The following is a 21866-nucleotide window of genomic DNA, read 5'->3' as shown; positions in this document are numbered from 1 at the left end:
TCCCCTATGCTGGTTCGATATCTCATTTGCCCTGAGGTCGTTGCCGACGTCGAACGTGCTGCATCAGAACAGATGCTTAGCGATGTGGCGATCGAGCAGCTTGAGATTTTCGCCCGTAGCGATGTGCTCACCGGGATAAGCTATATCTTCACCAGTGAGTGGCATGGGGCACGACAGGCCGGGAGCGTTCTTGCAGAGCATTTGACCGTCCGCCCCGTAGCCGACCCCGACATGAACGAATGCGAAACCATGGTCATCGCCCCGCTGCCAAAGAGAGGGGTGCTTGACCGCATAGGTCAGGTTTTTGCCAAACCTTTGTCCGGTCAGTTGGAAGGCCGCGAGACGGCACAGGATGCGCAGGACAGGATCGCCGCAGCCTATCATTTGGCCATGGAACAGGTGATTGCCCGCGGGATGCGTGGTGACGTGCTGTTTGTCGGTCATGGCCGGATTGGTGCCCTGCTCCAGTGCCACTTGACAGGGCAGTCAATCGGCTCGCAGGCAGACGCACCTCTACCGGGGCACCATTTCGCCTATGACTGGGGTGCGCGCAAGATGCTGCATGGGTGGCGTCCGATGCATGAACTAACGACCGCTATGTTTGCAATGCCTAATGATGGCTAGTTTCCAGTCCAAATCTTGCTTAGAAAAGTGCGTAATCTTGACCCAGAGCGTTAGGTGTCAAATTGACGAAAGGCTTTGTAAATTTTTCGGCCCAGGCTTTTCATTCGCTCGGGATCGTCGAGATGTATCCTCAAGTTGAGATGTTGGTGGGATATGGAGCCCGTGGCCGGGTCGATTGTTTCGAGCAATAGATAGTCCCGGTTCGTCTGAAAAATCAATGACAACCTAGCTATGCCTTCGGTGTGTTTAAGGGCAAATGAGCAAGCTGCACCAAGAGGGGCCTTGGAGTTGTGTTGAAAGCCTTGCAATGACTGGTTGAGCTTTGGCAAGGCAGTCAGGCTCAGACCGGCTTCTTGAATGAACAGTTCAGCGAATGCTGCCAGACTATCCACCGGAGAGATCTTGACCTCACGGTATTCCTTGAGTTTGGACAGAGCTTCTTGGTGACTGACATGTGTCAGGCTTTGCTTCAGGTTTCGCATATTGAGCAGTTGGCTGTGGTGCAGGTGTGGATGGTGTTCCTTATGATCCCAGTCACGGCTTAAGGCTGGGTAAAGGAGAGCCCCAAGACTAGGCAAAGTCTAGGCAAAAGAAAAGGGCCGGTGGAAACGCCGGCCCTTCGTGTAATGCTTTAACAGACTGGGATTAGCAGCTGTAGTACATCAGGAATTCAACCGGATGCGGGGTGTGCTCGAACAGCTGGATTTCTTCTTCCTTCAGTTCGATGTAGCCAGCGATCTGGTCTTTGGTGAACACGTCGCCAGCGAGCAGGAAGTCGCTGTCGGCTTTGAGTTCTTCAAGAGCTTCACGCAGGGAACCACAAACGGTTGGGATACCTTCGAGTTCTTCTGGTGGCAGATCGTAGAGGTTCTTGTCCATGGCATCGCCCGGATGGGTCTTGTTCTTGATGCCATCAAGGCCAGCCATCAGCAGAGCTGCGAAGCAGAGATATGGGTTGGCGGACGGATCCGGGAAGCGGGCTTCAACGCGTTTTGCCTTCGGAGAATCGGTCCAAGGAATACGGATGCAGCCAGAACGGTTGCGTGCGGAATATGCACGCAGAACCGGAGCTTCAAAGCCCGGGATCAGGCGCTTGTAGGAGTTGGTGGACGGGTTGGTGAAAGCGTTCAGGGCTTTCGCATGCTTCAGGATACCACCGATGAAGTATAGGGCTTCGTCGGACAGGTCGGCATATTTGTCGCCAGCGAAGAGTGGCTTGCCGTCTTTCCAGATGGACATGTTGCAGTGCATGCCGGTGCCGTTGTCGCCGTAGATCGGCTTTGGCATGAAGGTAGCGGACTTGCCATATGCCTGTGCAACGTTGTGGATCACATATTTGTATTTCTGCAGCTCGTCGCCCTGTTTGGTCAGGCTGCCGAAAATCAGGCCCAGTTCGTGCTGGCAAGAAGCCACTTCGTGGTGATGCTTGTCAACTTTCATGCCGAGAGATTTCATGGTGGAAAGCATCTCGGAACGCATGTCCTGAGCATAATCGGTCGGGTTTACCGGGAAGTAGCCACCCTTGACGCCCGGACGATGACCGGTGTTGCCGGATTCGTATTCGGTGTCGGTGTTCCATGCAGCGTCAGCTGCATCAACTTCGTAGGAAACCTTGTTCATGGTGTTGGAATAACGGACGTCGTCGAAGATGAAGAATTCAGCTTCTGGGCCGAAGTATGCAACGTCGCCGATACCGGTCGCTTTCAGGTAAGCTTCAGCTTTCAGAGCGGTGCCGCGCGGATCGCGTTCGTATGGAGCGCCCGTGTCAGGCTCAACAACAGAGCAGTGAATGCAGAGGGTCTTTTCTGCATAGAACGGATCGATGTAAGCGCTGTCGCAGTCTGGCATCAGCTTCATGTCGGAAGCTTCGATAGATTTCCAGCCGGCGATAGAGGAACCGTCAAACATGAAGCCTTCTTCGAGGAAGTCTTCATCGACCTGGTCTTCGATTACGGTTACGTGCTGCAATTTACCGCGAGGGTCGGTAAAACGGATGTCAACATATTTGACTTCCTGCTCTGAGATCAATTTAACGATTTCAGCTGCTGTGGTCATTCCAGTATCCTTTACTGTCTGTGAATTGGAAAAAGGAAGACGTCTTGCACTCCGTTCTTTCCATTTTCCGACTTTTTGTCTCAACTGTTTCCCTGGAAGGTGATTGTAAAAGCCCCGGCAGGGAAGGCCGGCAGCTTCCTTGTCTCTGAATTAGATGGCGTCGTTGCCGGTTTCACCGGTACGGATGCGAATCGCCTGTTCGATCGTGGAGATGAAGATCTTGCCATCGCCAATGCGACCGGTCTGGGCTGCCTTCTGGATTGCTTCCACGGCGGCATCGACCTGATCCTCGGCGAGGATGACTTCAACCTTCACTTTGGGAAGAAAATCGACGACATATTCTGCGCCACGATACAGTTCGGTATGACCTTTCTGCCGGCCAAACCCTTTTGCTTCAATCACGGTGATACCCTGCAGACCAACTTCCTGCAGTGCTTCTTTGACTTCATCGAGTTTGAAAGGTTTGATAATTGCCTCGATTTTTTTCATGGCTGTTCGCTTTCCCAAACTATTTGTGCTTTGGAGCCTCTAAATCCGAACCCGGGACTTCGCCAGTTTCCTCACCGCTCTCTCCCAGATCAAATCTTGAACCGGATTGCCTGCCGCGTCAGACCTCCTTGAGGGAGGTCGTCTGCCGCTTTCCGGTCAGTGAATTTTTATGCATTCTATGTGCCAAATCTGTTGGTGGAAATAAAAGCAGGAAATCTGCGAATTCGCCAGTCCCCAAGGGTCGAATTTTGAGGCATTTTGGGGAAATGAATTGATGTAAAAATAGGCAGTTGACCTAATTTTGTGCATTTGTGTGTCTATCTGAATGTCGTCCCTCTTTGGGGCTATGGTCACTTTTAAATCATTTTCGCTGAAATCTCGCTACTTTTGCATAATATCGAGGCATAAACTGTTGTGGCTTGTTACGTGCATTTACTTATCGTTAACCCGGTGTTTCTGGCTGCCGGGACCTTCTTTCGGGCTCTGCGTTTTCCTGTTGACGAATGGCTGCCAGTTGACTGACCCAAGACACTTGGGGGTATCGTGGCTTGCGGGCAGCAAATGGCGGACAATTGTGCGTTGGGCGATTGTCGTTTTGCGGTTGAGGTTATAGATTCTTTTGATTGCCAGCTGCTTTGGCTGCTGTGTCGTTATCAGGTTTTTGCTGCGCCTTGGTTGCTGCTGTTCGGGAATCTTTTCGAGATCGTGAGCAGAAAGCCGGTTCGTCTTTTTAAAGGAATTGCCCGTCATGGCTGAAATGAAAGAAAGTGCCGTTGAAATCCTAACTCCCGCGCAGATGGGTCAAGCGGATCGCCTGACCATTGAAGGTGGGGTGGAAGGGTATCAATTGATGGAATCTGCGGGCCAGGCGGTGGCGACGGCGGCGATCGACCTTCTGGAAAGAAAGACCGGGTCGGGGGCTTCCGGCATGGTCTGTATTCTTTGCGGGCCGGGGAACAATGGTGGTGATGGCTTCGTTGCGGCACAGTTGCTGGAAGAGGAGGGCTGGAGCGTCATTATCGGCTGTGCCGTGGATGTCGAGGACCTCAAGGGCGACGCGCAGCAGGCGGCAGAAGAATGGGGCGATGAGGTTTATGGTCTTTCTGCCAGTCTCTGGGATGATTCGGACATCATCATCGATGCCCTGTTTGGTGCCGGGCTGGATCGGCCGATCACGGGCGAACTGGCCGATCTGATCGATGCCATCAATGAAAGCGGGCTGCCGGTGTTGTCGGTCGATCTGCCCAGTGGTGTCGAGGGGGCAAGTGGACAGATCGGGGGAGCTGCTGTCCGGGCAGATCAGACCGTGACCTTCTTCCGCAAGAAACCGGCTCATGTGCTGTATCCGGGCAAGGCGCTGTGTGGCCGTCTGCTCGTTGCCGATATTGGTATAGAGGATGCGGTTCTTGAAGAAACCGGCTGCTGTGCGTTTGAAAATGCACCGACTCTGTGGCTGGGCAACTGGCCGGAGGCGCTGAAGCCGCTTGAAGTCATTCAGGCCGAGCGTCTGGCCGATCACAAGTTTCATCGCGGCCATTGTGTTGTCCTGTCAGGAGATGCCTTGCACAGCGGAGCCGCCCGGCTGGCGGCGCGCGCGGCGCTCAGGGCAGGGGCGGGGCTGGTGACGCTGGCGCCTCCTGCGGATTCGGCGCTGGCTGTTGCGGCACAAGTGACCTCCATCATGGTGGAGCCGCTGAAGGGTCCGGAGTCTCTCAATGATGTTTTTGCCCGCCGGGATTGCGATGTTCTGGTGGCGGGGCCCGCGCTTGGTGTGGCTGAGGCGCAGCATGTGCTGATCCGGAATGTGCTGGGCCTTGATATGGGCGTGGTGCTGGATGCTGATGCGATCACCTGTTTTGCCGACGGCGTTGCCAGCGGTGACTTCGGCTTCGAGATGATGAAGGACAGTCCGTCGGCCCGCTCTGGTCGTCTTGTGCTGACTCCACATGAGGGCGAGTTTGCCCGTCTGTTCCCGGACCTGTCCTATCGCATGCGGGAAGAGAAGAGACTGTCCAAGCTCGATTGTGCCCTTGCTGCGGCGCAGATGTGCGGCGCGGTCATCATTCTCAAGGGCGCCGATACGGTGGTTGCAAGCCCCGACGGCTATGGCGTCATCCATTCTCAGGGCATTCCTTATCTGGCAACCGCTGGCAGCGGCGACGTGCTGGCGGGGATTGTTGGTGGCCTGATGGCGCAGGGAATGCCGACGCTCGATTCCGCCTGTGCCGGGGTCTGGCTGCACAGTCAGGCAGGGATGATGCTCGGGCCGGGGCTCATTTCCGAGGATATCATCGAGGCTCTGCCCAAGGTCTATGAAGCCCTGTTCGAGGATTATGATGCCGATGGCGGAGACGGTCCCGATCTCGATGCCTATAACGGTGATGATGACGAAGATGACGACGATTGAGGAGGGGATTCCGGCGGGTCTCGCACCCGTTCGTTTTCCCGCTTCTTGTGCCCCGTTTTTTGCGGGGTTATCATCGGTCGGGAATGGTGGATAATGCGACATTCATCCGCACGCGAGGGCATGGAAATGCAGCTCTGATGCTGCCCTGATTTGGGATTTTGGGGCCAATTTCCCTTAATACCCCCAAGGCTCATGGGGAATTTTGCACTTTTTGTGAATTTCCCTTTGCGCTTTCCATATCGGGTGTTATAGAGGCTCCGCTCGATTTGCTGGCGCAACAGGTGCCGCGCTGTGCGGGTGTGGTGGAATTGGTAGACACGCCAGATTTAGGTTCTGGTGGCGAGAGCCGTGGGGGTTCAAGTCCCTCCACCCGTACCAGAACTTCTCTTTTCAGGTCTATTCGGAAAAGAGGGGGGAGACATGGTCTGGTCGCAAGAAAGAGGGATTGCCTCTGCTGCGGCCTGTCTTTGTTGGCTCGATCGCCGGTTGGTTTATTGCCATTCCTTGCCGTTTGAGACGGCGTTGGCTGTTTGACGACAGCAAATCGAAAAGAAATTGGACGTTCCGGAAGGTCGGGGTTTTGCCTCGATGGAGCGCCCCGAACCAAACTGAATTTGACAAAGAACGAAAGCAGATTGATATGCAGGTCACTGAAACCCTGTCCGAAGGTCTGAAACGCGAACTGAAAGTCGTGGTTCCTGCTTCTGATCTCGAAGCCAAGCTGGTCGCCAAAATTGATGAAATCAAGGGTCAGATCCGAATTAACGGCTTCCGGCCAGGCAAGGTACCGGCATCTCATGTCCGCAAGCTGCATGGCAAGGCTCTGATGGGTGAAATCATCCAGGAGCTGATCAACGAGACCACACGCACCACGCTTGAAGAACGTGCTGAGAAAGCTGCGATGCAGCCCCAGTACAAGCTGACCGAGGATGAACTCGAAGCTGCCAAGATCATGGATGGCCAGGCCGACCTTGACTTCAGCATCATCTACGAAGTTCTGCCGAGCATCGAAGTTGCCGATGTTTCCGGCGTCGAGATCGAGCGTCCGGTCGTTGAAGTTGAAGACAGCGAAGTTGAAGAGCGTCTCAACCAGATCGCCGAAAGCTCCCGTCCGTTTGAAACCAAGGAAGGCAAGGCCGAAAAAGGCGACCGTGTGGTCATGTCCTATCTGGGTAAGATCGATGGCGAAGCCTTTGAAGGTGGCGCTGACGAAAATGGCCAGCTGGTTCTTGGCTCCGGCCAGTTCATTCCGGGCTTTGAAGATCAGCTGATCGGTGTTTCTGCCGGTGACGAAACCGTCGTCAAGGTCAAGTTCCCTGAGGAATATGGCGCAGAGCATCTGGCTGGCAAGGACGCCGAGTTCGAAATCGTTGTCAAGGAAGTTCAGGCCCCAGGCGCTCTGGAACTCGACGATGACTTCGCAACCAAGCTGGGCATTGAATCCCTTGAAACCCTCAAGGGCCTGATCAAGGATCAGATCGTTTCCCAGTATGGTCAGATGACCCGCCAGCGCGTGAAGCGTCAGCTGCTCGACAAGATGGACGAGCTGCACAAGTTCGACGTTCCACCGACCCTGCTTGAGCAGGAATTCGAGAATATCTGGCGTCAGGTCATGGCTGAAATGAATGAAGCCAGCAAGTCCTTCGAAGACGAAGATACCACCGAAGAGAAAGCCAAGGAAGAATACAAGGCCATTGCCGAACGTCGCGTTCGTCTGGGTCTGGTTCTCTCCGAAATCGGTGAGAAGAACGAAATCAAGGTAACCGACGAAGAAGTGCAGCGCGGCATCATGATGCGCGCCCAGCAGTTCCCGGGTCAGGAACGTCAGGTCTTCGAATACTACACGAAGAACCCTGAAGCGCTTGCTTCCATCCGCGCCCCGATCTTCGAAGAGAAGGTTGTCGACTATCTGCTCGAACTGGTGAAGGTCGAAGACAAGACCGTCTCCAAGGAAGAGCTGGAAAAGATGGTCACCGAAGACGAGGAATAAGATCCTTTCTTCATGACTGACAGACCGGGCGCCTGCCGTTTTTCAACGGTGGGCGCCTTTCTGTTTACAACATGTTGAATTCTGGCCGCTTAACCATATCTATTCATTTTAGAAAGTGAATGGACTGGCCAGTGTGCGCTTTTTGCGGATAGGATTTCGGCTGCGGCATAATGTCGGCTGATTCCCGACTCTTTGAGTATTTGTCAGTAAAATATTCACGGTCAGGGTGTTAAGGGAAGAAAAGGTCCACCCTCATGATTCTTCAGAATCCGGCGGGGTTCTGTATCACTGAGGTGGGCTGCCAGTCGCGGCATGAATGACGATGTGCCTGGCGTTGTCCTGTCTAAAGCATTAGGCGGGGCGAGTTCGAAAATGGTGGCCTGTGCCACCAGATGGCCTTATTCAGCGTTAGTGTTTAAGGTTTGACGTGCGGTGCAGTGGGTAGACGATGCCTGTGCCCAATTGGTGTTGATAAGGAAAGACGAATGAAGGATCCACTCGATCTCACTATGAATCTGGTTCCAATGGTGGTGGAGCAGTCCAACCGCGGCGAACGCGCGTATGACATCTACTCCCGCCTGTTGAAAGAACGCATTATCTTCATCACTGGGCCGATTGAAGATCACATGGCTGCCCTTGTCTGCGCCCAGCTGCTGTTTCTGGAAGCTGACAATCCCAAGAAAGAGATTTCGCTCTATATCAATTCGCCAGGTGGCGTGGTGACCGCAGGCATGTCGATTTACGACACCATGCAGTTCATCAAGCCTCCTGTAGCCACCCTGTGTCTGGGGCAGGCTGCCTCGATGGGCTCGCTGCTGTTGTGCGCTGGTGAAAAAGGCATGCGCTTTGCGCTGCCGAACGCCCGCATCATGGTGCATCAGCCCTCCGGCGGCTTCCAGGGTCAGGCATCGGACATCCAGCGCCATGCCGAGGATATCCTCAAGATGAAGCGTCGTCTGAACGAAGTCTATGTCAAGCATTGCGGACAGGACTACGAGACGGTCGATCGCACCCTTGATCGCGACCACTTCATGACCGCCACTGAGGCGAAGGACTGGGGTCTGGTTGACAAGGTGGTTGAAAACCGGTCGTCTCTCGCCCCTGAGGACAAGAAGGACAAAGACAAGGGCTAAGGCCCTTCAAGTTGAAATTGCCAATCTGGCTCCCAAGGAGATTGGCCGTTCATGTATTCGGAAAAGACCACGTTAAACCTATATTGATCTTTTCGGGTACATGCTTTCATGAATCTGGCGGTTGCCTGCTGAATTTGGCAAATTTATGCATCAGGCGTCAGGGAGATCGGGTTTATTTTGCTTGCAGCCACTGCTGAGCATCTTAAACTAGTAAGTCGGTAGGCAAACGAGTATGCCGACGACAACGAAGGAAGAGGCACATACATGAGTAAGGCCAGTGGCGGTGATAGCAAAAACACGCTCTACTGCTCCTTCTGTGGCAAAAGCCAGCATGAAGTGCGCAAGCTGATCGCGGGCCCGACGGTGTTCATCTGTGATGAATGCGTTGAGCTGTGCATGGATATCATTCGCGAAGAAAACAAGTCTTCGATGGTGAAGTCCAAGGATGGTATCCCGACGCCGCAGGAAATTTGCGACGTGCTGGACGATTATGTCATTGGTCAGGGCAGGGCGAAGAAGGTTCTTTCGGTCGCCGTGCACAACCACTACAAGCGTCTCGCACATGGCAAGAAAAGTTCTGACATTGAGCTTGCCAAGTCCAACATCATGCTGATCGGCCCGACCGGTTGCGGCAAGACCTTTCTTGCCCAGACCATGGCGCGCATCCTGGATGTCCCGTTTACAATGGCTGATGCCACGACCCTGACCGAAGCCGGCTATGTCGGTGAAGACGTCGAGAACATCATTCTCAAGCTCCTGCAGGCTGCCGACTACAATGTCGAACAGGCTCAGCGCGGTATTGTCTACATCGACGAGATCGACAAGATTTCGCGCAAGTCCGACAATCCTTCCATCACCCGCGACGTGTCCGGTGAAGGCGTTCAGCAGGCCCTGCTGAAGATCATGGAAGGCACGGTTGCCTCCGTTCCTCCACAGGGTGGGCGCAAGCATCCGCAGCAGGAATTCCTGCAGGTGGATACCTCCAACATCCTGTTCATCTGTGGCGGTGCCTTTGCTGGCCTCGACAAGATCATTGCCGCGCGCGGCAAGGACAGTTCGATCGGCTTTGGCGCACGCGTCGAAGACCCTGAGGAACGCGGCGTTGGCGAGCTGTTCAAGGAACTGGAGCCGGAAGATCTTCTGAAATTCGGTCTTATCCCCGAGTTCGTCGGTCGTCTGCCTGTTCTGGCCACCCTTGAGGATCTGGATGAGGAAGCCCTGGTTTCCATTCTTACCCAGCCCAAGAACGCCATCGTGAAGCAGTATCAGGCACTGTTCGAGATGGAAGGCGTTCGCCTGACATTCCACGACGATGCCCTGCGCGGTGTTGCAAAGAAGGCGATTGAACGCAAGACCGGTGCCCGTGGCCTCAGATCCATTCTCGAAGGCATTCTGCTTGATACAATGTATGAGCTGCCGAGCCTTGAGGGTGTTGAAGAAGTGGTCATTTCCGGCGATGTGGTCATTGGAGAGGCGCGTCCGCTCTATATCTATGGCGACATCAAGAGCGAAGCCGAGCCGACATCCGCCTGATCGACCGGTCGTTTTCTCAATGAATTCAAAAGGGCGGCCTTGGGTCGCCTTTTTTGTCAATGGACTGGCACCTGTCTGGCGCTGTTCTTGCAAGGGTAAACCGGAGCTTCGGTTGCGCATCTGGCCATCTGGCCTCAAGTCTTTTTTCACAAAGTTGACAAGGGCTTGTGGAGTGACTTGAAAAGCATATCGCGAAGCCCCAACTAAATGGTACCGTGAGACGTTTTTGTTTGTGTGTGAGTCTCACCCTGTTCATCCGCCGGTGACATTTCTGGTCCAACGGCTCCTTCAGAGCGTAGGACACTGTATCGGCTTTATTGCGGGCCAAGGGCCGCAGATGTACCCTGTCTCTGACGGGAAGGGTCAATGATCCAAGAAAGGTAGGAAAGCATGACCGAAGGACCTGTGATTGGCGCAGCCAACCCGATGGCTTCGGATACTTATCCGGTCTTGCCACTGAGAGACATCGTTGTCTTTCCACATATGATTGTTCCGCTTTTTGTCGGCCGCGAGAAATCGATCCGTGCCCTCGAAGAGGTGATGCAGTCCGACAAGATGATTTTGTTGGCCACGCAGATGAACGCCGGTGATGATGATCCCGCTCCCGAGGACATCTTCAAGATCGGCACTCTGGCCAGCGTATTGCAGCTGCTCAAGCTGCCTGACGGCACTGTGAAGGTGCTGGTGGAAGGTGTAAACCGCGCCAAGCTCGGTGACTTCACCAAACGCGACGACCTCTATGAGGCAACCGCAACCGTGTTGCATGACGAAGATGGCGAGCGCGTCGAGGTCGAGGCCCTGGCCCGTTCGGTTGCGACCGAATTCGAGAATTATGTGAAACTGAACAAGAAGGTTTCACCTGAAGTGATCGGGGCCGTGTCCCAGATCGACGACTATTCCAAACTAGCCGATACCGTGGCTTCCCATCTGGCGATCAAGATCCAGGAGAAGCAGGAAATTCTTGGTATCGTCAGCGTGATTGAGCGTCTGGAGCAGGTGCTTGGCCTGATGGAGAGTGAAATCTCTGTTCTTCAGGTCGAAAAGCGCATCCGCAGTCGCGTCAAGCGCCAGATGGAGAAGACCCAGCGCGAATACTATCTGAATGAGCAAATGAAGGCCATTCAGAAGGAGCTTGGGGATTCCGAAGAAGGCGCGGACGAGATTCGCGAACTGGAACAGGCGATCGAAAAGACCAAGCTGTCCAAGGAAGCCAAGGAAAAGGCCGAGGCTGAGCTGAAGAAGCTGAAACAGATGAGCCCGATGTCCGCCGAAGCGACCGTCGTGCGCAACTATCTGGATTGGCTGCTCGGTATTCCGTGGAGCAAGAAATCCCGCGTCAAGGTCGACCTCGAGAAGGCCGAGGAGATTCTCGATGTGGATCACTATGGGCTTGAGAAGGTCAAGGAGCGCATTGTCGAGTATCTGGCCGTGCAGTCCCGCACCAACAAGCTCAAGGGTCCCATCCTGTGTCTGGTTGGTCCTCCGGGCGTCGGTAAGACCTCGCTGGGCAAGAGCATTGCCAAGGCAACCGGCCGTGAATTCGTTCGTATGGCCCTTGGTGGCGTGCGCGACGAGGCCGAGATCCGTGGTCATCGCCGGACCTATATCGGCTCCATGCCGGGCAAGGTGATCCAGTCGATGAAGAAGGCCAAGAAGGCCAACCCGCTGTTCCTGCTCGACGAGATCGACAAGATGGGCATGGACTTCCGTGGCGACCCATCTTCGGCGCTTCTGGAAGTGCTGGATCCGGAACAGAACAGCACCTTCATGGACCATTATCTGGAAGTGGAATATGACCTTTCGAACGTGATGTTCATCACCACGGCGAACACGCTCAATATTCCGGCTCCTCTGATGGACCGTATGGAAGTGATCCGCATCGCCGGTTACACCGAAGACGAGAAGGTGGAAATCGCGCGGCGCCATCTGCTGCCGAAGGCCTTGTCCGATCATGGTCTGAAAGAGGGCGAATTCAGCCTGTCTGATGATGCTCTCCGGATGATGGTTCAGCGTTACACCCGCGAAGCCGGTGTGCGTAACCTCGAGCGTGAGCTGATGAAGCTGGCCCGCAAGGTGACCAAGGATCTGATCATGAAGAAACTCGACAAGGTTGACGTCACCGTCGACAATATCGAGGACTATCTTGGCGTGCCACGGTTCCGCTTCGGTGAAATCGATGCCGTTGATCAGGTGGGAGTCGTTACCGGTCTGGCATGGACGGAAGTGGGCGGCGAACTGCTGACCATTGAAGGCGTCATGATGCCGGGCAAGGGCAAGATGACGGTCACAGGCAACCTGCGCGACGTGATGAAGGAGTCCATTCAGGCTGCGGCATCCTATGTCCGCTCGCGGGCGGTGGATTTCGGTGTCGAACCTCCAATGTTCGACAAGCGCGACATCCACGTCCACGTTCCCGAAGGGGCAACCCCGAAGGATGGGCCGTCTGCTGGTATCGCCATGGCAACCGCTATCGTGTCCATCATGACCGGCATTCCGGTGCGCAAGGACATCGCCATGACTGGCGAGATCACCCTGCGTGGTCGCGTTCTGCCGATTGGCGGTCTCAAGGAAAAACTGCTCGCAGCCCTGCGCGGTGGTATCAAGACTGTTCTGATTCCGGAAGAGAATGCCAAGGATCTGGTGGACATTCCGGACAATGTGAAGAACGGCATGGAAATCATTCCGGTCAACAATGTTGGCCAGGTGCTTGAGCATGCTCTTGTTGAGAAACTGGTGCCGATCGAGTGGGATGAAAGCAAGATGCCTGAGGCCAGTCTGCAACAGGAAAACGAGGAAAACGCTTCGGTTGCTCACTGATTGAAAGAGAATCAACTGGCTGATTTTGGTCGATTCTGGTCCTCGTAGATAAGGCCAGGAACAAAAAATAAGGCTCTTCCTGTACTGGAAGAGCCTTTTTTCGTTTTGCAGCTGTGAATTCCTGTTTAAACCGTCAGAAATGGCTGATTTCTGCGAAATTCCCTCTTGATTTCTGACCCAATTCGCCAGATGGTCGCATTCCGCGTCTGGTATTTCCCAAGGTGTGTTGATTCTTAGTGGTGAAGCGTTGTGAAAGACTTCGAGCTTTTGCGATTGAACCGAAAAGGAAATTAAAATGAACAAGAACGAACTGATCTCTGCGGTTGCGGAAAAGGCAGATCTCACCAAAGCTCAGGCTGGCGAAGCGGTTGATGCATTGTTTGACATCATTTCCGACACTCTGAAAAGCGGTGATGAAGTCCGTATCATCGGCTTTGGCAATTTCTCTGTCACCGAACGTGCTGCGACTGAAGGCCGTAACCCTCGCACTGGCGACACCATTCAGATTCCGGCTTCCAAAACGCCGAAATTCAAGGCTGGTAAAGGTCTCAAGGACGCTGTTAACAGCAAATAAGGACGGCATGTTTCATACCGTTTCGAGAATTTGACCCCCGGTTCCTGCTGAATCGGGGGTTTTTGTTTCCGGGTGGGATGCGCCCGATCTAACTGCGACCTTATAAAGACCGGAGAGGCTGGTGGATGGCTGATTCAATTCTGAGCCCCGATTGCAAGAGTTGTGCGGCGCTGTGCTGCGTGTGTCTGGCGTTTGACAAATCGGATGACTTTCCGATCGACAAACCAAATGGTGAAGTGTGCCCGCAGTTGTCTGAGGGGCAGACTTGCAAGATCTACGAGGAGCGGGAGCGGCAGGGCTATCGCGGCTGCATGCATTTTGATTGTCAGGGGGCTGGCCAGCGCGTGACACAGGAAGTGTTCGGCGGGCGCAATTGGCGCGACAATCCCAAGCTGCTCGATCCGATGACCCGAGCCTTTGTCATCATGCTGAAGGTTCACGAATTGCTCAGTCTGCTACAGGCTGCTTCCCGTTTGCCGCTGACCGATGAGGAAATCGACCGCTATGATGGGCTTCTGACCGATCTGAATCCGGCTGACGGCTGGACTGAGGAGCTTCTTGAGGAATTTGAAGGGACGGGCACGGAAAAGCGTGTGCACGCCTTCCTGCAATCGCTCAGGCATCATGTGGCGTAATTGAAGGAGAGCGTTACGGCAGCATCATCCGGACCCAAAAGATGAAGGCGGCGGCCAGCGGGACCAGCAGGGTTCCTCGGAGGACGATTGCCCCCTTCAATTCGCTGGTGAGATTTTCCGTTTCCGCAGTGACGGAGCGCATCACGAGATCGGCTAAAGCGCTTGGAACAAGAGGGGCCCAAGAGCAAGAACGAAGCCCGAATCCGTTGATGGGAGCGGTCAGTGCCTGATGGCCATATCGCTCAGAAATATCGCGATGAACGGGTTCGTGAATATCAGGGTGCCATCAGGGTGCCAATATATAGTTGGCGCCCGGTTCTCATCAGCTACAAGACGACGTCTCCCCTTCACTCTGATTCTGCTGACACACTTTCAGAAGCGGCAATGCCATTGGATTCGCCAAAGGATCGCGTGCCCTGGGTTTAAAGCACACGCGTATTATGCAACTGAGCAGCCAAGAGGTGAGGTGGGCTCAAAACGAGGCAAGGTTTGGGGAAGGATGGTGGGTGTTGAGAGATTCGAACTCCCGACCCTCTCGGTGTAAACGAGATGCTCTAACCAGCTGAGCTAAACACCCATCCTTGTCTTAACGTTGGGCTCAACCGATTGCATTGAATGCTGTCGGTATGTCTCTTGCAATGACTTGCAGAAGAATGGTGGGTGTTGAGAGATTCGAACTCCCGACCCTCTCGGTGTAAACGAGATGCTCTAACCAGCTGAGCTAAACACCCTTGCGCCAACGTGTGCGTGAGCTGCTTTTAGAGGCTGAGTGCCGGGCATGCAACAAAAAAATGACACGGAAATTCATTCTCTGGGGAAATCGCGCGTGACGGGGAGGGGCTGTGTTTTTTCTGCTGGCGCGGGGCTGACCTGGCTTCGCGTCGGATGCCGGTTGATGGTCTGGCGAGGAGTTTTTGTCATCTCCTCCTTAGTCGACCACCAGTTGATTTCCCCTCCATCCTTGAGGATAAAGGCGGGGATTTTGAACGTGCCTTTGGATAACCATATGTTTCCAACAAGCGAAACCGCAGGAATTTGCCGGTTCTGAAAATGGGCTGTGAAGTTTTTTCAAAAAGACTTTTTTCAGTGCTTGACTTAGTCACGTCCCCGTCGTATTTCAGCGCCACTCCACACGGAACATCAAGCTTCGGCGGTGAACAGTGTGGTTCGGGTAATGGGGATGTAGCTCAGTTGGTTAGAGCGCCGGCCTGTCACGCCGGAGGTCGCGGGTTCGAGTCCCGTCATTCTCGCCATCCCGAAACCGCTCCTGGACATTTCGTGTCTGGATCAAAATGCGGGGATGTAGCTCAGTTGGTTAGAGCGCCGGCCTGTCACGCCGGAGGTCGCGGGTTCGAGTCCCGTCATTCTCGCCATTTTCTTATGGCACTCTCCTTTGACATTGATGTGACGATTTCGGGCGTTGAACTTACGCTCGTTTTTGCCGTTTGTTGGTTTCCCGAAACAATTTGGCTCTGGACTATTTGGCCTAGAACAATTTGGCACAACTGTCTGGAATGGTTCGGGAGTGATGCGCTCTGTCTGTTCTTGACCGTCTTGTGATTGGTTCTGTTGGCTCTACCCGTGCTGGACAGGGTGATAGGACTAACGTGCTCTGAGAGACGCATCATGAACAACGCGGCATTCGAGCCATCTGGCCGTCAACGGCTCTGATCCCTCTCTCTTCCTTTCCCTTCTGCTCTCCTGTGGCTCTGGCGGCCCTGATGGCGCTGTGTGGCGGTTTGTGCCTGATTGCCGTGAGACACCTGCCCGGAAAAAGAAAAGGGCCACAGCGTAAGCTGTAGCCCTTCTTGGATCTGTTGTGGACTGGATCGATGATCCCTTAGTCCTGCCATGGCCAGAAATCGACCGGCAGGCTTGCCTTGTCGACTTCGTAGCGTTTCTCGATCTCCTCGAGGGTCAACAGGCCGCTCTGGGTATCGACATACTCACAGACAGAGGACGAGTTGATCGTTGCCAGCTGCAAGGCTTTCTCCGGCGAAGCGCCATTGCCCAGAATAGCACCGAAGGTCGAGGTGAAGGAATCGCCTGCACCCGCCGTGCCGCGGACGTTGGTTTTCTTGATCGGGCAATGGTAGATACCCTTTTCGCTGCTCAGATAGGCGCCGCCGGTGCCGTCGGTGATCAGTACATATTTCGGGCCAATCGACATCAGCAGAGACATGAAGCCGGACAGGGAGCAGTGGACGTGATCCATGATCAGACCGCGAGTCATCAGGCTCTTGCTGGCATTTTGGTCCATCTTCACCGTGCGCATGTTGGAATGCTGGGTGTAGTCGAGAAGGGCCGGCATCATCAGTTCGGCTTCAGCGCGGTTGATGTTGATGAGGTCGATATTCTTGGCGGTATCGAGGAATTCCTTGCCGCGGCGATCAATCTGGCGTTCGCCCGGGTTGGCCACGACAAATGCACCGGCTTCCTTGCCGCGCTGGCAGATGATCGGGAAGGCTTCGGCCGACTCATTGGACATCGGCGCAATATGCAGGAGTTCTGCGCCATCGAAGATGCCTTCATAGATGTCTTTGTCGGTCACGCGGCAGTTTGCACCACGGGCGGTGAAGATGGAGGCATTGCGGTCATGGGATGCGATCATGACGGAACAGCCGGTGATTGCCTTGTCCGTTGTCATCAGCCCCTTGTCAGACAGGCCTTCGCGTGCCAGAAGCTGGCGAACCATTTCGGCTTCAATGTCCTCGCCAATCTTGACGTTGGGGGTCACTTCGTTGCCAAGGCGTGACAGGGCGACCGCAGCGTTGATTGCGCCACCGCCGACATGGGTGGAGATGTTGAGGGCATCAACTTTGCGACCTTGCTCGAGCATCAAAAAAGAATTGTGCGCGTTCGTCATGGAAATGCGCTCAATGTCATTGTCGGCAACAATGGTAATGATGTCGATCATTGCGGAGCCGATTGTTGCTGTTTTCATCAGACTTGCCTCATTTTGGGTTGATGGTCATGAAGACTGAAGAGCGAGCGTCCCGTCGCTCAAATGGAATTCTGCGTCTGCAATTGTTAATTTGGTTTTTTTGTTCTCGCCTCAAAAAAAATCAAACTTGCCGCTTGGCTTACAATAGAATCCGTGAATTTCACAGAGTTATTTTGGTCAAACTCCGACTATAGTATAAATTTCATGCCCGCCGAAGCCCTGTTGCATCCATTTCGATCGGAGCTTTCGAGGAGCGTCTACGGTCTGGGTTTGAGGGAAAGGACCGGGATGGACAATGATGAAGGACAGACCGGGAGGAACGAACAACTTTTGGCGTACGTGTTGTCGCGAGGATTGCATTTCTGCCTGTGCATCAGTATTGGCGTTGTCTCCGCTGTTAGTCGCTATCTGCGACAAAATTGGACAACGGCTCTTGCTTAAGTGTTTCTGCTAAGGTAATCGTGCTGACGTCGAGGTTGCCAAGGACCACAGCCTTTATCCTGTCTTAGATTTCGCTTGACAGAATGACACCGCAAGACCGAAACCTAGGAGTCTTGTCAAGCGAGGGACCCTAGTCGAGAGGACCGACTGTCATGGAAGAGCTTTTAAAAGAATATCTTCCCATTCTCATATTCATCGGCATCTCTCTGATTATTGGTCTTGCCCTGCTTGTCTCGCCCTTCATTGTGGCGTTCAAAAATCCCGATCCTGAAAAACTGTCTGCCTACGAATGCGGGTTCAACGCCTTTGACGATGCGCGCATGCCGTTCGATGTTCGTTTCTATCTGGTGGCGATTCTGTTCATCATTTTCGATCTCGAGGTGGCGTTCCTGTTCCCGTGGGCGGTCTCATTCGGCGATCTCGGGATGTTCGGGTTCGTGTCCATGATGATCTTTCTGGCAATCCTGACAGTGGGATTCGTCTATGAATGGAAGAAGGGGGCGCTGGAATGGGATTGAGCGATGGCAATCAGACAATGATCGCCCAGGCACCCAAGGGGATCATCGATCCCCGCACGGGAAAGCCGATCGGTCATGACGATCCGTTTGTTGCGCAGATGCGCGAGGACCTTTCGGACAAGGGATTTCTGGTAACTGCGACCGATGATCTGATCAACTGGGCGCGGACCGGGTCGCTGATGTGGATGACCTTCGGGCTTGCCTGCTGTGCAGTCGAAATGATGCAGATGTCGATGCCGCGCTATGACTGCGAACGCTTCGGTTTTGCGCCGCGTGGTTCGCCGCGCCAGTCTGACGTGATGATCGTTGCTGGCACCTTGACCAACAAGATGGCTCCGGCGCTGCGCAAGGTCTATGACCAGATGCCCGAGCCGCGCTATGTGATTTCCATGGGGTCATGCGCCAATGGCGGTGGCTATTATCATTATTCCTATAGTGTTGTAAGAGGCTGTGACCGCGTGGTCCCGGTCGACATTTATGTACCCGGCTGTCCTCCGACGGCCGAAGCGCTGCTGTATGGCGTGATGCTTCTGCAGAAGAAGATCCGGCGGACCGGCTCAATCGAGCGCTGAGATGACGAACTGATTTCCAGCTCCGCCCGTGGCTGAAGGCCATCCGCGGCGAGGGCTGTCAAGGCTTGCAAGAGGACGACAAGCGATGGATGAGACGCTGAGAGATCTCGGTGACTATATCGAGGCTGTTCTGGACGACAAGATCATTGAGTGGCGTGTGTCTTTCGGTGAGCTGACGGTGCTTGCCAATCGTACCGATATTGTCGAGGTCATCCGGGTGCTGCGTGATGATCCGCGCCTGAAGTTCGTTTCCTTCATCGACGTGACGGCAGTTGATTATCCCGAGCGAGGCCAGCGGTTCGAGGTGGTCTATCATCTGCTCAGCCCAAAACAGAACGCCCGTGTGCGTGTCAAGATCTCGACGGGTGAGGACATGCCGGTCGACTCGATCTGCGGTGTCTTTCCTGGTGCCAACTGGTTCGAGCGGGAAGCCTATGACATGTACGGCATCCTGTTTCTCGGGCACCCTGATCTGCGGCGGCTGTTGACCGACTATGGCTTTGATGGGCATCCGCTGCGCAAGGATTTCCCGCTGACGGGCTATTATGAAGTGCATTATGACGATGAGAAGAAGCGCGTCGTCTATGAGCCAGTAAAGCTGGCACAAGAGTTTCGCAATTTTGATTTTCTCAGTCCCTGGGAGGGCGTTGACTATGTCCTTCCCGGCGATGAAAAGGCCGAAGGCTGATAAAGGGACCGGGAGGGGACAGGCGCGACATGGCTGAAAAACAGGTCAGAAACTTCAATATCAACTTTGGCCCACAGCATCCCGCTGCCCACGGGGTGTTGCGTATGGTGCTGGAGCTGGATGGCGAGATCGTCGAGCGCGTCGACCCGCATATCGGCCTGTTGCATCGTGGCACCGAGAAGTTGATCGAGCACAAGATCTATGCTCAGGCAACGCCCTATTTCGACCGGCTCGACTATGTTGCCCCGATGAATCAGGAACATGCCTTCTGTCTGGCGGTCGAGCGGCTGCTCGGGCTGGAGGTGCCGCGGCGTGGGCAGTTGATCCGCGTGCTCTATTGCGAGATCGGACGGATTCTCAACCATATCCTCAACATCACCACGCAGGCGATGGACGTCGGCGCGCTCACGCCGATTCTATGGGGCTTTGAAGAGCGCGAGAAGTTGATGGTGTTCTATGAGCGGGCCAGCGGGTCGCGCATGCATGCCAACTATTTCCGCGCCGGTGGCGTGCGGCAGGACCTGCCGGAAACGCTGATCGATGATATCGAGGCCTTCTGCGATCCATTCCTCAAGGTGGTCGACGACATCGGCACGATGTTGACAGACAACCGCATCTTCAAGCAGCGCAACGCCGACATCGGTATCGTTGATCTGGATGATGCCTGGGCCTGGGGCTTTTCCGGGCCGATGGTGCGCTCCTGCGGTGTGCCGTGGGATCTGCGCAAGAGCCAGCCCTATGAATGCTATGCTGAAATGGACTTCGATATTCCGATCGGCAAGAATGGCGACAATTACGACCGCTATCTGTTGCGCATGGAAGAAATGCGCCAGTCCGTGCGGATCATGCGCCAGTGCATCACCAAACTACGCCAGCCTCAGGGGCAGGGGCCGGTCTGTGCTGATAATGACAAGATTGTGCCGCCGACGCGCGGCGAGATGAAGCGCTCGATGGAAGCGCTGATCAATCACTTCAAGCTGCATACGGAAGGCTTCCATGTGCCTGCTGGCGAGGTTTACGCCGCGGTGGAGGCCCCCAAGGGTGAGTTTGGTGTCTATCTGGTCTCGGATGGCTCAAACAAGCCGTACAAATGCAAGATCAGGGCGCCGGGCTTTGCGCATTTGTCCGCGATGGACTTCCTGTCTCGCGGCTATCAGCTGGCCGACGTGTCTGCCATTCTCGGGTCGCTTGATCTGGTATTTGGCGAGGTGGACCGCTAGGCCCATGCAATTCGGGCCGCTTGTTCGGCCTCATGATTTTAACTTCGGTTGCCGATCGCATCGCGGTTGGATCGAAACAGAAACGAGGAACGGCAGACATGAGTGTCCGTCGCCTGCATAGCGAACAGCCAGCCAGTTTCGAATTCTCCAAGGAGAATCTCGAATGGGCCCATAGCGTGATTGGTCGATATCCCGAGGGGCGTCAGGCCTCTGCCGTGATTCCGCTTCTGATGAGGGCTCAGGAGCAGGAAGGCTGGGTCACCCAGCGCGCCATCGAATATGTGGCGGACATGCTGTCCATGGCATATATCCGCGTTCTCGAAGTGGCGACATTCTACACCCAGTTCCAGCTGCAGCCAGTGGGCAGAAAAGCTCATATCCAGGTTTGCGGTACGACACCCTGTCGCCTGCGGGGCGCGGGGGACCTGATCCGCGTCTGCAAGAACAAGATCGCCGAAAAGCAGTTTGCCCTGTCCGAGGACGGCAATTTTTCGTGGGAAGAGGTCGAATGCGCCGGGGCTTGCGTCAATGCACCGATGGTCCAGATTTCCAAGGACACCTATGAGGATCTGACGCCGGAAATCCTTGAAGAGCTAATCGAGAAGATCGGCAAGGATGAACCGGTCGCGCCGGGCAGTCAGACAGGCCGTCAGGGGTCGGCACCGGCAAGTGGCCCGGTTACGCTCACCGATCCGTCGCTCTATGATGGCTCCCGTGTGAAATGGGGACTTGGGGCAGACATGGGCGAGACAGAAGTCGAGACAGCTCCAGCGGCAGAACTGGCTCCGGAGACCAAGTCTAAGCCTGAAGGCGCCACCCCAGCGAAAGCTGCCGAGAAAAAACCAGCAAAAGGTAAGGCTGCCAAATCTTCTGCGGTCAAGGCAGAGCCTGCACCGGCAGTAAAGCCTGCTGGCGAAGGTGAGGCTCCGACCCTGTTGTCCGAGCCACTTGATGGCAAGGCGGACAATCTCAAGGAAATCAGCGGTATCGGCCCCAAGATCGAGCAGAAGCTGAATGCACTCGGCGTGTTCCATTTTGCCCAGATTGCCAGCTGGTCCGATGACAACGCCGCCTTTGTCGATGGCCAGCTCGCTTTCCGTGGGCGGATTGCCCGTGAGCAGTGGATCGAGCAGGCCAGAGTGCTGGCGTCCGGCCAAGAGACAGAGTTTTCCAAGCGGGTACAGGCCGGTGCGGTCTCATCCAGCAAGAGCGGAGGTGATGCATAA

18 protein-coding genes and 5 tRNA genes are annotated in these 21866 nt (G+C 54.8%); 16 read left to right on the top strand and 7 right to left on the bottom strand.

Annotation, left to right across the window (positions count from 1 at the left end; translation table 11 throughout):
* Window positions 1-6 precede the first annotated feature (6 nt).
* Window positions 7-624 carry a histidine phosphatase family protein gene (locus DSL70_RS08900; RefSeq protein WP_119307559.1) on the top strand — a complete coding sequence of 206 codons (618 nt, stop codon included), beginning with the start codon at window positions 7-9 and terminating at the stop codon, window positions 622-624.
* 50 nt (window positions 625-674) lie between these two features.
* On the opposite strand, the gene DSL70_RS08895 is transcribed toward DSL70_RS08900, so the two are convergent.
* From DSL70_RS08895 to DSL70_RS08880, 4 genes are all read right to left on the bottom strand, one after another.
* The gene (locus DSL70_RS08895; protein ID WP_119307558.1) at window positions 675-1106 is read right to left on the bottom strand and encodes a hypothetical protein; all 432 of its coding nucleotides are present in this window, start codon (window positions 1104-1106) and stop codon (window positions 675-677) included.
* 163 nt (window positions 1107-1269) lie between these two features.
* Window positions 1270-2679: a type I glutamate--ammonia ligase gene (gene glnA / locus DSL70_RS08890; RefSeq protein ID WP_119307557.1), complete on the bottom strand. Its 1410-nt coding sequence runs from the start codon at window positions 2677-2679 to the stop codon at window positions 1270-1272.
* A gap of 150 nt (window positions 2680-2829) precedes the next feature.
* On the bottom strand, window positions 2830-3168 hold the full coding sequence (locus DSL70_RS08885) for a P-II family nitrogen regulator (protein WP_119307556.1): 339 nt from the start codon (window positions 3166-3168) through the stop codon (window positions 2830-2832).
* A gap of 432 nt (window positions 3169-3600) precedes the next feature.
* Window positions 3601-3918, bottom strand: coding sequence for a hypothetical protein (locus DSL70_RS08880; RefSeq protein WP_119307555.1), 318 nt, complete (start codon window positions 3916-3918; stop codon window positions 3601-3603).
* On the opposite strand from DSL70_RS08880, the gene DSL70_RS08875 reads away from it, so the two are divergent.
* The 8 genes from DSL70_RS08875 (at window position 3917) to DSL70_RS08840 (ending at window position 14257) form a co-directional block, all read left to right on the top strand.
* Window positions 3917-5575: an NAD(P)H-hydrate dehydratase gene (locus tag DSL70_RS08875; protein ID WP_245418140.1), complete on the top strand. Its 1659-nt coding sequence runs from the start codon at window positions 3917-3919 to the stop codon at window positions 5573-5575. The genes DSL70_RS08880 and DSL70_RS08875 overlap by 2 nt on opposite strands.
* A 293-nt stretch (window positions 5576-5868) precedes the next feature.
* Window positions 5869-5953, top strand: a tRNA-Leu gene (locus DSL70_RS08870).
* A 262-nt stretch (window positions 5954-6215) separates the two neighbouring features.
* Window positions 6216-7565 (top strand): trigger factor, encoded by a 1350-nt coding sequence (tig, locus tag DSL70_RS08865; protein WP_119307554.1) that lies wholly within the window; start codon window positions 6216-6218, stop codon window positions 7563-7565.
* A gap of 485 nt (window positions 7566-8050) precedes the next feature.
* Window positions 8051-8698, top strand: coding sequence for an ATP-dependent Clp endopeptidase proteolytic subunit ClpP (gene clpP / locus DSL70_RS08860; protein ID WP_119307553.1), 648 nt, complete (start codon window positions 8051-8053; stop codon window positions 8696-8698).
* Window positions 8699-8962: 264 nt separating this feature from the next.
* On the top strand, window positions 8963-10231 hold the full coding sequence (clpX, locus tag DSL70_RS08855) for an ATP-dependent Clp protease ATP-binding subunit ClpX (RefSeq protein WP_119307552.1): 1269 nt from the start codon (window positions 8963-8965) through the stop codon (window positions 10229-10231).
* 390 nt (window positions 10232-10621) lie between these two features.
* The gene (gene lon, locus DSL70_RS08850; RefSeq protein ID WP_245418139.1) at window positions 10622-13048 is read left to right on the top strand and encodes an endopeptidase La; all 2427 of its coding nucleotides are present in this window, start codon (window positions 10622-10624) and stop codon (window positions 13046-13048) included.
* 295 nt (window positions 13049-13343) lie between these two features.
* The gene (locus DSL70_RS08845) at window positions 13344-13622 is read left to right on the top strand and encodes an HU family DNA-binding protein (protein ID WP_119307551.1); all 279 of its coding nucleotides are present in this window, start codon (window positions 13344-13346) and stop codon (window positions 13620-13622) included.
* 125 nt (window positions 13623-13747) lie between these two features.
* Complete coding sequence (locus tag DSL70_RS08840; protein WP_162916484.1) at window positions 13748-14257, top strand: hypothetical protein; 510 nt, start codon at window positions 13748-13750, stop codon at window positions 14255-14257.
* A 500-nt stretch (window positions 14258-14757) separates the two neighbouring features.
* On the opposite strand, the gene DSL70_RS08835 is transcribed toward DSL70_RS08840, so the two are convergent.
* Window positions 14758-14834: transfer RNA gene (locus DSL70_RS08835), tRNA-Val, on the bottom strand.
* A gap of 77 nt (window positions 14835-14911) precedes the next feature.
* A tRNA-Val gene (locus DSL70_RS08830) sits at window positions 14912-14988 on the bottom strand.
* 445 nt (window positions 14989-15433) lie between these two features.
* Between DSL70_RS08830 and DSL70_RS08825 the strand changes: the two genes are divergently transcribed.
* Window positions 15434-15510: transfer RNA gene (locus DSL70_RS08825), tRNA-Asp, on the top strand.
* 43 nt (window positions 15511-15553) lie between these two features.
* Window positions 15554-15630: transfer RNA gene (locus DSL70_RS08820), tRNA-Asp, on the top strand.
* Window positions 15631-16097: 467 nt separating this feature from the next.
* On the opposite strand, the gene DSL70_RS08815 is transcribed toward DSL70_RS08820, so the two are convergent.
* Entirely contained in the window at window positions 16098-17201 is a 1104-nt protein-coding gene (locus tag DSL70_RS08815) for a carbohydrate kinase family protein (RefSeq protein WP_119307549.1), read from the bottom strand.
* Window positions 17202-17794: 593 nt separating this feature from the next.
* On the opposite strand from DSL70_RS08815, the gene DSL70_RS08810 reads away from it, so the two are divergent.
* From DSL70_RS08810 to nuoE, 5 genes are all read left to right on the top strand, one after another.
* Window positions 17795-18160, top strand: coding sequence for an NADH-quinone oxidoreductase subunit A (locus DSL70_RS08810; RefSeq protein WP_119307548.1), 366 nt, complete (start codon window positions 17795-17797; stop codon window positions 18158-18160).
* Window positions 18151-18732: a NuoB/complex I 20 kDa subunit family protein gene (locus DSL70_RS08805; protein WP_119307547.1), complete on the top strand. Its 582-nt coding sequence runs from the start codon at window positions 18151-18153 to the stop codon at window positions 18730-18732. Before DSL70_RS08810 ends, DSL70_RS08805 begins: the two co-directional genes overlap by 10 nt.
* An 85-nt stretch (window positions 18733-18817) precedes the next feature.
* Window positions 18818-19420 carry an NADH-quinone oxidoreductase subunit C gene (locus DSL70_RS08800; RefSeq protein WP_119307546.1) on the top strand — a complete coding sequence of 201 codons (603 nt, stop codon included), beginning with the start codon at window positions 18818-18820 and terminating at the stop codon, window positions 19418-19420.
* A gap of 29 nt (window positions 19421-19449) precedes the next feature.
* Entirely contained in the window at window positions 19450-20640 is a 1191-nt protein-coding gene (locus tag DSL70_RS08795; protein WP_119307545.1) for an NADH-quinone oxidoreductase subunit D, read from the top strand.
* A 98-nt stretch (window positions 20641-20738) separates the two neighbouring features.
* On the top strand, window positions 20739-21866 hold the full coding sequence (gene nuoE, locus DSL70_RS08790; protein ID WP_119307882.1) for an NADH-quinone oxidoreductase subunit NuoE: 1128 nt from the start codon (window positions 20739-20741) through the stop codon (window positions 21864-21866).

This window comes from Cohaesibacter haloalkalitolerans (assembly GCF_003574655.1).
Classification (GTDB): Bacteria; Pseudomonadota; Alphaproteobacteria; order Rhizobiales; family Cohaesibacteraceae; genus Cohaesibacter; species Cohaesibacter haloalkalitolerans.
The sequence above is the reverse complement of the archived record's forward strand: the minus strand, read 5'-3'. Positions and strand labels throughout refer to the sequence as shown.